General features: G+C 49.1%; 13 protein-coding genes. 7 read left to right on the top strand and 6 right to left on the bottom strand.

Annotated elements, in window-relative coordinates; genetic code table 11:
- On the bottom strand, positions 1–445 hold a 445-nt coding region (locus SD53_RS18065; protein WP_052749358.1), incomplete at its 3' end, for an SRPBCC family protein.
- A 61-nt stretch (positions 446–506) separates the two neighbouring features.
- Between SD53_RS18065 and SD53_RS11530 the strand changes: the two genes are divergently transcribed.
- From SD53_RS11530 to SD53_RS11550, 5 genes are all read left to right on the top strand, one after another.
- Positions 507–1,034 carry a hypothetical protein gene (locus SD53_RS11530; RefSeq protein WP_046518800.1) on the top strand — a complete coding sequence of 176 codons (528 nt, stop codon included), beginning with the start codon at positions 507–509 and terminating at the stop codon, positions 1,032–1,034.
- On the top strand, positions 1,031–1,408 hold the full coding sequence (locus tag SD53_RS11535) for a hypothetical protein (RefSeq protein ID WP_046518801.1): 378 nt from the start codon (positions 1,031–1,033) through the stop codon (positions 1,406–1,408). The genes SD53_RS11530 and SD53_RS11535 overlap by 4 nt, the downstream gene beginning before the upstream one ends.
- Positions 1,409–1,419: 11 nt before the next feature.
- Positions 1,420–2,574 carry an elongation factor P maturation arginine rhamnosyltransferase EarP gene (gene earP, locus SD53_RS11540; RefSeq protein ID WP_046520389.1) on the top strand — a complete coding sequence of 385 codons (1,155 nt, stop codon included), beginning with the start codon at positions 1,420–1,422 and terminating at the stop codon, positions 2,572–2,574.
- 18 nt (positions 2,575–2,592) lie between these two features.
- Positions 2,593–3,153, top strand: a complete 561-nt coding sequence (efp, locus tag SD53_RS11545) for an elongation factor P (RefSeq protein ID WP_436197675.1) — start codon at positions 2,593–2,595, stop codon at positions 3,151–3,153.
- Positions 3,154–3,255: 102 nt separating this feature from the next.
- Complete coding sequence (locus tag SD53_RS11550; protein ID WP_046520390.1) at positions 3,256–3,768, top strand: GNAT family N-acetyltransferase; 513 nt, start codon at positions 3,256–3,258, stop codon at positions 3,766–3,768.
- Here SD53_RS11550 and SD53_RS11555 read toward each other — a convergent pair whose 3' ends face one another.
- Positions 3,769–4,935, bottom strand: a complete 1,167-nt coding sequence (locus tag SD53_RS11555) for an exo-beta-N-acetylmuramidase NamZ family protein (protein ID WP_046520391.1) — start codon at positions 4,933–4,935, stop codon at positions 3,769–3,771.
- Complete coding sequence (locus SD53_RS11560) at positions 4,935–6,524, bottom strand: sodium:solute symporter (protein WP_046520392.1); 1,590 nt, start codon at positions 6,522–6,524, stop codon at positions 4,935–4,937. Before SD53_RS11560 ends, SD53_RS11555 begins: the two co-directional genes overlap by 1 nt.
- A gap of 545 nt (positions 6,525–7,069) precedes the next feature.
- On the opposite strand from SD53_RS11560, the gene SD53_RS11565 reads away from it, so the two are divergent.
- Positions 7,070–8,992, top strand: a complete 1,923-nt coding sequence (locus SD53_RS11565; protein WP_046520393.1) for a methyl-accepting chemotaxis protein — start codon at positions 7,070–7,072, stop codon at positions 8,990–8,992.
- Here the strand turns inward: SD53_RS11565 and dacB are convergent.
- The 3 genes from dacB to SD53_RS11580 are packed head-to-tail and all read right to left on the bottom strand — an operon-like array spanning position 8,982 to position 12,720.
- Complete coding sequence (gene dacB / locus SD53_RS11570; RefSeq protein WP_046520394.1) at positions 8,982–10,511, bottom strand: D-alanyl-D-alanine carboxypeptidase/D-alanyl-D-alanine endopeptidase; 1,530 nt, start codon at positions 10,509–10,511, stop codon at positions 8,982–8,984. The genes SD53_RS11565 and dacB overlap by 11 nt on opposite strands.
- Positions 10,512–10,522: 11 nt before the next feature.
- The gene (locus tag SD53_RS11575) at positions 10,523–11,281 is read right to left on the bottom strand and encodes a M15 family metallopeptidase (protein ID WP_052749359.1); all 759 of its coding nucleotides are present in this window, start codon (positions 11,279–11,281) and stop codon (positions 10,523–10,525) included.
- Positions 11,282–11,322: 41 nt separating this feature from the next.
- Positions 11,323–12,720 (bottom strand): Na+/H+ antiporter NhaC family protein, encoded by a 1,398-nt coding sequence (locus SD53_RS11580; RefSeq protein WP_046520395.1) that lies wholly within the window; start codon positions 12,718–12,720, stop codon positions 11,323–11,325.
- 255 nt (positions 12,721–12,975) lie between these two features.
- On the opposite strand from SD53_RS11580, the gene SD53_RS11585 reads away from it, so the two are divergent.
- On the top strand, positions 12,976–13,960 hold a 985-nt coding region (locus SD53_RS11585), incomplete at its 3' end, for an efflux RND transporter periplasmic adaptor subunit (protein ID WP_046520396.1).

Here is a 13,960-nt window from a genome sequence, read left to right on the forward strand (position 1 = left end):
CGGTCAAAGTCCAGACCGCTGTGATGTGCCGAATTCGTACATAATCTGTTGTTTCAGGCACTAAGTCTGAGCAGTCGCTGATCTGAATACGTAGCCCCGAGTCCTGCCTGAAAAGATCTGCACAGGTCACCATGTCCCGTGGCGTGACAGGCCAGATCGCCTGAAAACGGGTGTAGACTCGCCAGTGTTTGTCTGTACTGCCATCCAAAAGCTGTGCATCTTTGGCTTGGCTTAACCAGCGCTGCACTGAGTTCGTATCCCGCAGCAGCAGTAAAAACTGCTCGGGCACACCTGGATAAAAAGCGCTGGCTTTGACTTCCAGATCAGGGCTGTATCTGTAACTCAGGTCGATGCCCGCCTGGGTTTTCACTGCAATCCAGGCGGATCCCGTCTCAGCTACGGACAGAGCCGACATAAATAAAATTACAGCAAAGAAAAAATACATAACCACCTGGCTTTTTTCGTTAAGATACAAGCTTATACGAAACAGATTTTTGTTGGATGCAATGAAAAGCAGTAGTGATGAAAAAATAGCGCTGGAGCATCAGGCCGCCCGAATTTTTATGCGACTGTACCAGCACAGGTTTGGCGTCAAAATGCAGCATATCTGGCATAACGAGCCGGCTAAGCCCGATGTGTCCTGTTATCTGGAGCAACAGCGGCTGGACTTAGAAATCGCCCATTTGTATGGCAGCGAGGCCGAGGCAATGAAAATACTGGGACGTGAACTTAAAGGCGGCACGCTGGATGCGCTGCAGTCGCTGAACCAATGTCCGGTGGCTGACCGTTTATTGCAGGCCCTGGACAAGCTGATCAGCAACAAAGCGCAAAAACGCTATGATTCAGACCGAGTCTGGCTGGTGATCCGCAACGCCCACCCGGATTGGCATGCACAAGAGCTGGAACAAACTCCGCATTTATTACAAATTCCATCAGAACACCCCTTTGAGCAAATTTGGCTGGTGGCCGATATGACAGGGCAGGCTGGGCTTATCCCCCTGTATCCTCTGACGCTGGCACAGGTGCCCAAATGAACCTGCTGAGTCAAGCCCGGCAACTGGCTCAACGGCTTTATTTTTGGCGTTTTGGCCTGATTTTTCTTGGATGCTACGCCTTTGGTTTTGGCTGTTTTTATCTGCTACAGGGCCCATCTGCTACGTACGAAGTCGCCATCTTGTTGTCTGTTGTCCTGCTGGGCTGGGTATTATTGGCGTGGCTGGCGTTGTTGTTGTTTCGCCAATTACCCGACTGGCAACAGCCGCAAAGCTTTTGGCAGAGATTAAAACAAGCAGCGCACAAATTATGGTATCAGGCCTTGCTTTGGGGCTGTCTGCTGCTTAGTATCGCCACCCTGTATTTAATGGCAAAGGCCCTGAGGGCTTTGGTCAGCCAACTGATTTCATCGTGAAAAGGTAACGCATGCGCTGCGATTTGTTTTGCTCTGTGGTGGATAATTTTGGTGACATTGGTATTTGCTGGCGTTTAGCCCGGCAGTTGCAGACTGAATATCAATGGCAGGTCACCTTATGGGTCGATGATTTAGTCAGCTTCCAAAAAATTTGCCATAGCATCAAGCCAGAACTTCGCCTGCAATTACAGCAGGGCGTGCTGGTACGGCACTGGACAGATGTATTGCCAGAGCTGAGCGACGCAGACAAACCGGATCTGGTGATTGAGGCGTTAGCCTGCAGTATTCCGTCAGCGTATCTGCACTGGATGGCCGCTTTTGCTGACAAACCTTTATGGTTGAATCTGGAATACTTATCGGCAGAAGACTGGGTGCATGGTTGTCATGCCTTACCCTCACCTCATCCCCAATTACCGCTGCAAAAGTATTTCTTTTTCCCTGGTTTTACTGCACAAACCGGAGGCTTATTAAGAGAGCGGGGTCTGATCGACCGCCTGGTCAGGATCGCAGGGTCAACCGACTTGCAACAACAGTTTTGGCAACAGGCTGGCCTTACGGACGCGATGGAGTATCAGCAAAAAATTTCTTTATTTGCGTATAGCCAGGCACAGATCAGCCCTTGGCTGGAACAATTAGCCAACGGCTGCCAAACGACTTTACTCTTGGTCCCCAAAGGACAACTGGCGACAGATTTAACCCAACTTTTCTCCGAACTAAACACAGGTCGTTTTGATAAAAAATCTCTGAGTATCAGAGTGTTGGATTTTATGCCACAGCCTATGTATGACCAATTGCTGGCCTGCTGTGATATCAACTTTGTGCGCGGTGAAGACTCTGTTATCAGGGCGCATTGGGCGGGCAGAGTTTTTATTTGGCAAATTTACCGCCAGGAAGAGCAGGCGCATTTGGTCAAGCTACAGGCCTTCTTAGACAAGTACCTGCAACATGCACCTGCGGAACAAAAAGTCTGTCTGGAAAAGCTGCATATGGCCTGGAATCTGGAGCAGGATATCAGTACAGAATTCGCTTTATTCAATAAATTTCGTGAAGAAATTCAGATACATAATAAAAAGTGGCAGGAATATTTAATTCAGCAGCAAGATCTTGCCAGCAACCTCGTGCGTTTTGCCGAAAATAAACTTATAATGTCGCGCAATTTTTCCTAACAAGAAGATATTTCAATTATGATGAAGACTGCTCAAGAAGTACGCGCTGGCCAGGTCATTATGGTCAACAACGAGCCAATGGTTGTTCAGAAAGCTGAATTCAACAAATCTGGCCGTAACGCTGCTGTTGTTAAAATGAAACTGAAAGGTTTGTTGTCAGGTGCTGGTCAGGAGACTGTGTACCGTGCTGACGACAAATTTGAACAAGTGATGTTGGATACCAAAGAAGTAACGTATTCTTACTTCGCTGATCCAATGTACGTGTTTATGGATGCTGAGTATAACCAGTACGAAATCGAAGCTGAAAACATGACTGACGCACTGAAATATTTAGTGCCAGATATGCAATGTTCAGTCGTTTTCTACGGCGAGCGCGCTATCTCTGTTGACTTGCCAACTATCGTTGTCCGTGAAGTGGTGTACTCTGAACCGGCCGCACGTGGCGATACTTCAGGTAAAGTGATGAAGCCAGCCAAGCTGGACACAGGTTTCGAGTTAATGGTTCCTGCTTTCGTTGAAATCGGCGACAAAATTGAAATCGATACCCGTACTGACGAATACCGCAGCCGCGCTAAGTAATTAGCCCGCCTGATCACAGGGGTCAGAGTGACGTTAAATCTTCGATTTAATTTTACTCTGACCCCTTTGTTTGTCTGAACCAGTACTTTTTAAGGAGGTCTGATGAGCATTATTTCTACCCGCATTGATGGGCTTGAACTGCGGTTAGCCACAGAAGCTGATGTGCCTGCCATCTTAAATTTTATCCAGCAACTGGCCGACTATGAAAAGCTGGCGGATCAGGTGGTTGCCACTGAACAAAAGCTACGCGAAACCTTATTTAGTGGCAAGGCGTATGCCGAAGTGGTGCTGGCAAACTACAGGGGCAAAGACGTCGGTTTTGCGCTGTTTTTCCACAACTATTCGACATTTTTAGCCAAACCCGGTATTTATCTGGAAGACTTATTTGTCGAACCTGCCTGTCGTGGTGTGGGGGTAGGCAAAGCCTTGATCACTTATCTGGCGAAACTGGCGGTAGAGCGCGACTGCGGCCGTCTGGAATGGTCTGTTTTGGACTGGAATCAACCTGCCATTGATTTTTATCAGTCTTTAGGTGCTGTGATGCTGCACGACTGGCGTATTAATCGCGTCACAGGCTCAACTTTGTCGCAGATGGCAGAGCTTTTTCCTGGCTGATTATTCGGGATAGAGCAAATAAGGCCGGCGTTGTTGTCTGAATTTTTGTAAATCTGCCTGCCAGCTCTGGCGGATTTGTGCTTCACTCCAGCCTTGCTCTATCTGTTGCCTGAGCTGATTGGTGCCAGATAATTTGTCCATAAAATCCGGTGAATTAAACAGTTTCAGCTTATGTTTAGCAAAAACTTGCTGTGCCTGAAGTAAATAACTTAAATCCAGACCTCCGGCTTTTACGTCACGTAAATCTAGCCCTAACACCAACTGGTTTTTTAGTGGTGGGTTCAGTGCAGCGCCCGCTTTGGCGACCGGACTAAAGGCAAAAGCTCCTAAAGGTGGATTGGTGTACCCCAGCACCTGAAACGGAAAGTCAGTGCCACGACCCACACTCAATGGCGTAGCCTCAAAAAATCCTAAAGATGGATACAAAGCCACAGCCTGAGCATTAGGTAAATTGGGGCTTGGTCGGACGGGCACATCATAAGGTCTGTCTCTTTGATAATTTTTCACAGGCCAGACATAAAGTTCTAACTGTTCCGCTTTATGGATCCAGCGCTCGCCTTTGATCATCAGCGCCAGCTCGCCCAGCGTCATGCCATGCAAAAGTGGGATAGGGTGCAGCCCGACAAAAGACTGGTAGTTTTTATCAAGCACGGGACCGTCGACATAAGTGCCGTTTGGATTGGGTCTGTCGAGCACCAGCAATGGAATATTCTGCTCTGCTGCCGCTTCCATCACATAATGCAAAGTCGATAAATAGGTGTAATAACGTACCCCTACATCCTGCAAATCAAAGATCAGCAGATTGATGCCGTGCAACGCTGCTGCTGTGGGCTTTTTATGTTTGCCATACAAAGACCAGACTGGAATACCTGTCTGCGGATCTATGCTGTTGGCCACTGTGGCCCCCGCGTCCGCAGTGCCACGAAAACCGTGTTCAGGAGAAAATATTTTCTGAACGGCAAAACCCTGTCGTAGCAGCTCGTCCAGCAGATGGCTTTTGCCGCTGACTGAGCTCTGATTCACCACCAATCCAATGTGTTTGCCTGTTAATGCGACAGGAGACAACAGCGGATTGCTTGCCAACTGACTGGCGCCCGTTTCAATGTCCTGTTGCTGCGCAACAGACTGCAGTGTGAACAGACTTAATATCAGCAGCAAAGTACGCATCAGGCGGCGACGCCATTCAGGGGGCTTTGTGAGACAGCATCGCTGCTTTTGCCTAACTGACAAATGATAAAAGAGCAGGCGAAACCTATGCAGAGCTGCCAGCTAAAGGCTAGATCAAACTGCCATTCCTGGGGTAAATAATAAGTTTGCAGATAAGGCTGCATCAGCAGCGTAATAACAAAACCTGCTATTAAAGCGGCTAATACCGATGCCGGACTGCCACGCTGACTAAAAAGCGCACTGGCATAAACGCCAAGCAAACCGCTGTAACTAAACACCATAACTCCCAAAGCAAAGGTCAGTAGCGGCATATCACTGCTTTGTTGCCAATGAAAACATAACAGAGCCATCAACGCCAAAGCACCGGCACAAAGCAGCATAGACCAGCGTGCTGCAGCAACATAATAGGCTTCTGTTTTGGCCTGACGTTGTTGCTGCCAGGGTTTATATAAATCCTGAATAATCACCGAAGCCATCGAGTTTAAGCCAGACGTCAGAGTCGACACCGCCGCAGCTATCACTCCAACAGTAACTAATCCGCGCAGACCAGCAGGCATTTCGTGTAACACGTAATACATAAACACAGTGATATCTTCGCCACTAAACTGGCTGTGTTGCAGCACAGCGCCCGATCCTGCCATCAGATCAGGTCGTTGGTAAAAAATGTGTAATAGAAAGCCAATCAGTATAAAGACCAGCGTGACGGGCAACACCAAAACCACGGACCAGATCATGGCCAAAGAACCCTGGCGGGCATTTTTGCAGGTTAATACACGTTGGGTCAGGTCCTGATCCAAGCCAAAGGAAGCGATATAAAGCAAAAACAAGCCAGTGACGCTGGAGTAGAGGGTAAAGGCTCCGGCTGAACTGAAATCCCAACGGGTATCTATCAGCACTAGCTTACTGGGCGCGTTTTCCGGTGGATGCTGCAACGCGTGCAACAGGGTTGCAAAATCGACTGGGATTGACCCCCATAAATACAACAGTACCAGTACCGCAGCGGCAACATAAACAACACATTGGAAGGCATCGCCATAAATCACCGATTCAATACCACCAAAGATGGAATACAGCAGCGATATCAGACAGAGCAACACCACTGACCAGACAAGATGCTGCCAGGCGATGTCACTAAACAGCATCATCGAGACAGCCAGAGCGGCCATATAGAGCCTGGCACCATTTGCAAAAATACGGCCAAACAAATACATCAAACCGGCCTGTTTTTTTGCTGCGCTGCCAAACCGTAATTCAAGCAATTCATAGACAGTGCTGACTTTGTGGCGATAAAAGCGCGGAATTAAAAAGTAACCGACAAAAAAGGCCGCCATTAAAGCGCCAAGCAGACTGGCAAGGTAAGTCAGATTACTGCGATAGCCGATATCTGGTCCGCCCAGAAAGGTTGCTGCAGATTGTGCTGTGGCTAACACGGAAATAGCCGCCAGCCAGGTAGGCATCCTGTTGCTGCCAATAAAATACTGCTGACTGTTTTGTGCTCCGGTGCGGTTAATCCACCAGCCTGTCAGTGCCAGTAATACGAAATACAAACCGAACATCAGCCAGTCTGGGCTGGTAAAAGTGGAGGTCATAAGTGGCTGGCTCTGCTGTTCACTGCATAAGTTTGGACTGCCATTGAAGCCTATTCAGGATCGGTTGACAAGTCCCGAATCCTGCCTCAATCAAGCGAAAACTGCGCGCAGCCAGCCAGAAGAGACAGAATGCATTTTGGGTTGCAAGACCGGATCTGGCGTAATAAAGTTGCGATGCAAACGGTTACATTGGTAAAATTGAAACCCTGTTGGCTAGAAAATGAAATTCAGACAGAGCCATCTGCTCTGCATAGATTTAGTCTGGGTGCGACCAGACTAAATGTTTCGTAGTAAAAAAGGACTGTGACTACGGAAACAGGGCCTGTGCCCGCATGCTTGACCAATGTCCTGAGACAGCAAAACCATCTGTAGTGGCTTTGCCAGGGCCAGTCGTTAAGGCTGGCCTTTTTTTACAGCGAAAGGTCTGATCAGTTAAAAAAATGTCTGGACTGGACTAGGTTAATACCTGCGAGACCTGAACTATCTGATGTGTTGCTCCCTGTTACTTGTTATCAGGGGAATGACAAAACCAACAAGGAATTTTTATGTCTGTACAACGCAAATTTATGTTAACACTGACCGGCCTGGTGGTCGTGGCGATGCTGGCCTCTATTCTGGTGATTTCGTTCTCCAAGTATCAGCAGATAGAAAGTGCGGTAAACACTGACAAAGAGCGTCTGAACCGCGAAATCACCAACATACTAACCATTACCGATACCTTGTTGAGTCAGCAAGTGCAAAGCAGCATGAAGCTGTTTCGCAAACGTATTGCCGATCTGGGGCCGGTATCGCAGGGCGAGATGCTGTCTGTTGGCGAGCAACAGGTTCCTGATCTGGTATTAGGCACGACAGGTCAGGGCAACAACTTCCAATTGGTGGATGATCTGACCGCTATGATGGGGGGAACCGCCACCTTATTCAGCCGGACAGGAGATGACTTTGTCCGGATTTCCACCAACGTCATCACAGACACAGGTCGTGCAACTGGTACTTTATTGGCGCCGACAGGCGCTGCAATGGCGGTAATCCGTCAGGGTAAAGCTTTTTATGGTTCAGTGGATATTTTAGGGAATCCTTTTGTCACAGGGTATGAACCACTGACTGATGCTCAGGGAGAGGTGGTTGGTATAGGTTATGTTGGCTACAAAGCCGATTTAGAGGCGTTACGGCAGTTGCTGGCGTCCAGCAGGTTACTAAAGTCTGGTTTTGTGGCTTTGCTTGACCGAAATGCTGCTATTCGTGCGCAATCCAGCCATATCAATGCAGAAGAGCTTGAACAGATTATAAAAACGAAAAATCCGGACTGGGCTATTCAGACAGAGCAGTTTACGCCTTGGGGCTACCAGATTGTTTTGGCGCATTCAAAGGCTGAACTCAGTGCTGAGGTACGTGCTGATGTGCTGCACGGCTCTTTACTGATAGTCGCTGCGGCACTGGTTCTGTTGCTGGTGGTGTACTGGTTAACTCAGCGCATCGTGGTTACCCGGGTCAACGACACTATTACGGCGATCAAGGCGATCACAGAGGGAGAAGGTGATCTAACCCGGCGTTTTTCTAATTACAGTTCGGATGAATTTGGTCAGATGGCTCGTTGTTTTGATCAGTTGCTTGAGCAGTTGCGCCTCACTATAGTCGAGTTGCGTGCTATGACGCAGGGGCTGGTACAGGCTTCGGTTGAGCTGGCTTTGGTTGCTCAGGAGTCCAGTGCGCAAGTAGCAAAACAAACCTGTGATCTGGAACTGACCGCGTCGTCTGTACATGAATTGGCGACTACAGCGTCGGTGGTGGCCCATAATGCAGAACAAGCTGAACACGCCAGTATGGAGGTGTCGCGGTTAATTCAGGGGGCGATGAGGACGCTGCAGGCCTCGGTACAGAATGCGGCCCAGCAGTTGGCTGATTCACAGCAATCTGAGCGCTCTATTGCCAGTTTATCCGCATCCAGTGCTGAAATTGGTAAAGTACTGGATGTGATTACCACCATAGCCGAACAAACCAATCTGCTGGCACTGAACGCGGCTATCGAAGCGGCGCGGGCAGGTGAACAGGGGCGGGGTTTTAGTGTCGTCGCGGATGAAGTGCGTTTATTGGCAGGCCGGACTCAGTCGTCTACCGGTGAAATCAAACGAATGATTGAACAGTTACAGCACGGCGTTAACGAAGTACAGAGTTTAAATGCGACAGCGCAGGCCACAGTAAAAGATAACGAAATAAAAGCCACTGAAGCCAGTCAGGCGATGGATTTGGTGCTGCATGCTATCGAGGATATCAACAATTTAAATACTCAGATCGCCACAGCGGCCGCAGATCAACGTGACGTGGCCGATGGCGTCAGCCAAAAAACCAATCACATTCACAGTGCAGCCCAACAAAACGCAGTGCACAGCGCTACGACCAAAGACTCCAGTCAGGCTTTAAAGCAAATCGCCGAAGACTTCAGCGCGGTATTATCGAAGTTCAAGGTCTAGCAGCCTGCAGTCCGGATCCAAGCAGGCGCAAGCCTGCCTGGTTTTGGCGAAGTGATGGCGAAAGGGCAGACTGCAGGCTGAGCCATGTAATGAGTTGATCCAAAACCTGGCGGCCCCGGCTGGCATTGGGGTGGTTGATAAAACTGGCAACAACCCAGTGACGACCACTTTGGTCTGTAACAAAACCTGCCAGCGCTGTCACATTACGTAAAGTACCGGTTTTTAAACGCGCTTTGCCTTGAGTTTGTTCCTGAGTCAGACGGCGTTTTAAGGTGCCATCAACCCCGGCCAAAGGCAGACTGCTCAGAAGCTCAGGTTGGTACTGCGCCCCAAATGCATGTTGCAGCACAGCCGCCATCAGCTTCGGGCTGATACGTTCATTGCGGGATAAACCCGAACCGTTTTCCAGCACCAGACTGCTGTGATCTAACCCGATGCGGTGCAGGTAATTGCGAACCTGTTGCTCTGCGCTGTCTGCTGTCTGTTGATGGTTGTGGCTGGTTTTTGTCGCCCCCAGGGTTAAATACAATTGCCGGGTGAGCGCATTGTCTGAGCTTTTATTCACATCCCGCAACACTTCGGCCAACGAGCGGCTTTGATGTTCAGCAAGCAACAATGTGGCTTCTGTTGCGGTTTGTTCAAACACCGGAACCTGAGCCTGCCCCGAAATCTGTTGCCAGAGTTGCTGCACCACCAGTCGACTGAAATCGGTGCGATGGATCAGTTGCAAATAATCTGTTTTCTGACAGTTTTTCGGAAATTCACCCTTTATTATCAGGTGCAGCCTGTCAGGCTGGCGTTCAAAGGCTAAGCGGGCTGGATCCGGATACCAGGCGGCACAGTCACTGTCGGTCAGACGAACCTGGCTGGTGATCAGTTCTAGCCCTTGCACTGCTGGAGACAACTGTCCTGTGAGGTGGTCTGCACTTGACTGTAACTTAATTCCTAACATATTGCGCTGCAAAAACAGCGCATCCGGCAGCAGGTTGTAATATTCTCTGGGGGTTTCATCAAAAGGCAAAGCGGTCAGTCCAGGACGGGCCGGATTAAACCAGCTCCGGTCAATCTGGATAGCGGGTACACGGCGTATGCCCTGATCATAAGCCTGCTGCAGTAAAGACCAGAGTTCCTGTCGGGTCAGGTCCATATCACCGAAGCCTTTGAGTACCAGAGGCTGCTGCATGTTCTGCGTGGGCTTGTCGTAACTACGTAGCTGAGTTTTCGCTCGATAAGCCGGCCCCAGTTGCTCAAGCGCCACAATACTGGTGAGCAGTTTCATGGTAGAGGCAGGCTGCATGGCTTTGGTGGCCTGATAACTGAGTTGTTCTGTCGGTGTATCCAATGGGTAAGCGATAAAGGCCAGCGCTTGTTTCGGCAGTTGGGCCTGCTGCAATTGCTCAGACAGTTGAGTCATCAACTGCTGCTGTTTGGTCTGCTGCGGGAGGTGAGTACTACAGGCGTTTAGTCCTGAGGCAAGCAGCAACACTATGCTGAAGTTATGCAGGCGCAAAGAGGCCATAACAGCTCCTTTTAATTCACCACAAAGTCAAAATAGGTGGTGGGATAGCTTTCGTTTTGCAATGTGAAATGCCACCACTCCAGCTCGTAAGGGACAAAACCCTGTTGCTGCATTAAATCTTTCAAAAGCAATCGGTTGGCTTTTTGTGTTGTACTGATGGCGCTGCTGTTTAAATGGGAGATTGGATCAAATAAATCATAAGCGCCGCCCATATCTATCGGCTGCCACTGACCCGCCGCATTTTTACGCAATAAGGTTAAATCCACAGTAGAGGCCCGGCTGTGACCAGAATGCGCAGCTATATAGCCCTGGTTTAAATCGGCTTTGTTGAGGCGGGGGTAATATGCCGCTTTGGTTTTTTGATCCGAAGCATCAGCGGCCCAGCGCATAAAATAATCGGATGTACGTTGAGGCCGATAACAATCCAGCACTTGCAACTGATAGCCCAAACGCCCGGCTTGTATTGCAACTTGTGCCAGGGCCTGGGCAGCTTTCTGCTGCAGATAGCAGTGATTCGCCTGATAGCCCGGCACTGGTCTGCCGGTAAAGTTATCAGCGAAAGCATAGGCCATCTCAACCTGGATCTGGCGACTGACAGTCGTCAGCTCCACGATGTCAGCAGGTTTTTTGGTTTCAATCCGAATTTGGCCTTGGCTCTGATCTGCCGCTGAGTTGTTCAGCAAGGCTTGTGGCTGCGTTTTTTGTGGCTCTGTACCGGCACAGGACAGCAACAAAACACAGTTTAGAGTCACGAGAACTTTAGTTTTCATCGCATCTTTTTTCCTGTCTTGAGCCATGGGTCACTTCTGTTTTAGCGGCCAATCATCACAAAGCCGCTGATTAAAAAGGCGATCAGCGCCAGCACACCACAAAACAGCGCATAAGGTAGCTGAGTTTTCACATGCTCTAATAAATCGCAACCCGATGCGACGGCACTAACTACTGTGGTATCCGAGATTGGCGAGCAGTGATCGCCCCAGATGCCACCACTTAAAATAGCCGCGAGGATCAGAGACGGCGGTAAGCCGAGCATTTCGACCAACGGCATCCCAATAGGAATTAAAATAGCAAAAGTGCCCCAGGAAGTACCTGTGGTAAAAGAGATCACGGCGCCTGCGATAAACAGTAAGGCCGGAATAAGTACTAAAGGTGTGGATCCTTTGACAAAAGATGCAACATAAGCCCCGGTGCCTAAATCTTTCATTGCACTGCCTAAAGCCAATGACAGCAACACTATGCTGACCAAAGGCAAAAGTTCGCCCATTCCTCTGAAACCAATGTTGACCAGTTGCTGATGGTTAAATTTACGGCTTAACGCCATCAGGCCATAAGCCACTACACAAGCAAGAGTCGTGGCATAAAGCGCGGCTTTAGCGCCGGAGCCCTCAACTAAACTACCGTTGCCCGTCCACAGCATAAATCCAACCATACCGACAATCAGCGTCAGTAAAGGCACTAACATCAACGACATACTGCTTGGCGGCGTATCAATGTCGCTGTGGCTTGCCACTGTGTTCAGCTCAAATTCTGCCTGCTTCATCGGACCATAGACCTTGTCGGTGTAAATGGTGTAGAACACCACGATCAGGGTAAACAAGGCATAAAAGTTCAGCGGAATGGTGCCGATTAACACAGAAACAGCAGACTCTGGCAGGGTATAAGTGCTTAACAGACCCAGCACATAGGCGCCCCAACCGTTTAGCAAAATTAAAATACAAACCGGTGCGCTGGTGCTGTCCACTATGTAAGCCAGACGGGCGCGACTCATGTTAAATTTGTCGTATAAACCACGTGACACTATGCCTGCGGTCAACGCACTCAGATTGGATTCAATAAACACCAGAATACCTATGCCGTAGCTGATAAATCCAGCCTGACGTTTGGTGCGGGCCACCCCTTTGCGGATAAACCAGTCCACCATGGCAGAGACACCGCCTGAATCGCGCATATAAGCCATCAGGGCGCCAATCAATAACGAGAACAATAAAATTCTGCTGTTATCGGCCGAAGAGGTGACCGAGATAATACGCTCCAGACTTTGTACCGGGCCATACAACAAAGCAGCAAACACACTCAACTCAGGTTGCTTCAGATACAATAAAACTTCCGCACAGGCGACAGCCAAAATCAGCGCCAGTATTACCTCTTTGCGCCAAATCACAACGACGATAGCCAAGAGGGCGGGTAGTAAACTTAAACTATCAGGCACCGGGACTTCCCTGTAGGTAATGTGGAGTACTCAATACTGTTTATACTGCAGCAATTCATGCTTTGTTACCAGTTCGCTTTGGTTATTTGTCTGATTTCTATTCAAAAAACTGTAGATTTATCAGGCCTGTCCGCAGTTCATCAAAATGGTTACAACTTGTTACCCTTTTGGCAGGACTGAAACTTCTGACTGTTTTATAGTGGCTTTACTAAAAAAGTATCTATGCTTGCTTGAACTACCGGATGGGTTGGAACCATGAAAACTATAAAACTAACAGTAATTGCCTTGTGTATTGTCAGCACGTTAGCTGCGTGCTCTAAGCCTGAGGTGGCTAAAACACAGGACGACAGTGTAAAACCACTACAACTGGTGGAGCAGGACTTGCTGACCGTATCGCAAAGCACCCTTGCCAGGGGCCCAGTGATTTCTGGTTCGTTGCAACCCGTCGTCAAAGCAGAACTGAATGCAGAAGTATCAGGTATTGTTATGCAGGTACTGAAAGACAATGGTGATCTGGTCAGAGCCGGTGATGTACTGGTGAAGCTGGACCAAACCACCTACCGCGACAAACTACTGTCAGCGCAGGAAGCCGAACGTTCAGCGATAGTGACGCTGGAGCAATCCAACCGACAACTCAAACGGATGCAATCTTTATCGAAACAAAGCCTGGTCACGCAAGAAGGCTTAGAGGCGGCAGAAAACAAAGCCAATCAAGCCCAGTCTGATTTAGCCTCAGCCCGGGCTCGATTAGTGGAAGCCCGTCAGCAGATGGAAAAGACTGAAGTCAAAGCGCCATTTTCAGGGGTAGTCGCTACCCGTAAAGTCTCTGCCGGTGATACAGCACAGGTAGGCAAAGGTCTGATGGTACTGATAGACCCGGCCAGTATTCGATTTGAAGGCTATGTCGCCGCAGACCGGGTGGGTCAGGTCAAAGTCGGCAATAAAGTCACCTTTAAAGTGAATGGCTACAGCGGTCAGTTTTTCACTGGGACTGTCGAGCGTATTAATCCACTGGCCAATGAAAGCACCCGTCAGGTGCAATTGTTAGTCAGTATGGATTTGAAACAGCAATCACTGGTCGCCGGCTTGTATGCCGAAGGCCACGTTGAGGCTCAAAACAGCAATGCGCTGATGGTGCCTGAGTCGGCCCTTATGCGCGAGGGAGACAAGCATTTTGTTTGGCAGTTCGCCAATAATGAGCTGAAAAAGACTGAAGTTGAATTGGGCAGTAAAGATGAAC

It is taken from the genome of Rheinheimera mesophila (assembly GCF_000986865.1).
GTDB lineage: Bacteria > Pseudomonadota > Gammaproteobacteria > Enterobacterales > Alteromonadaceae > Pararheinheimera > Pararheinheimera mesophila.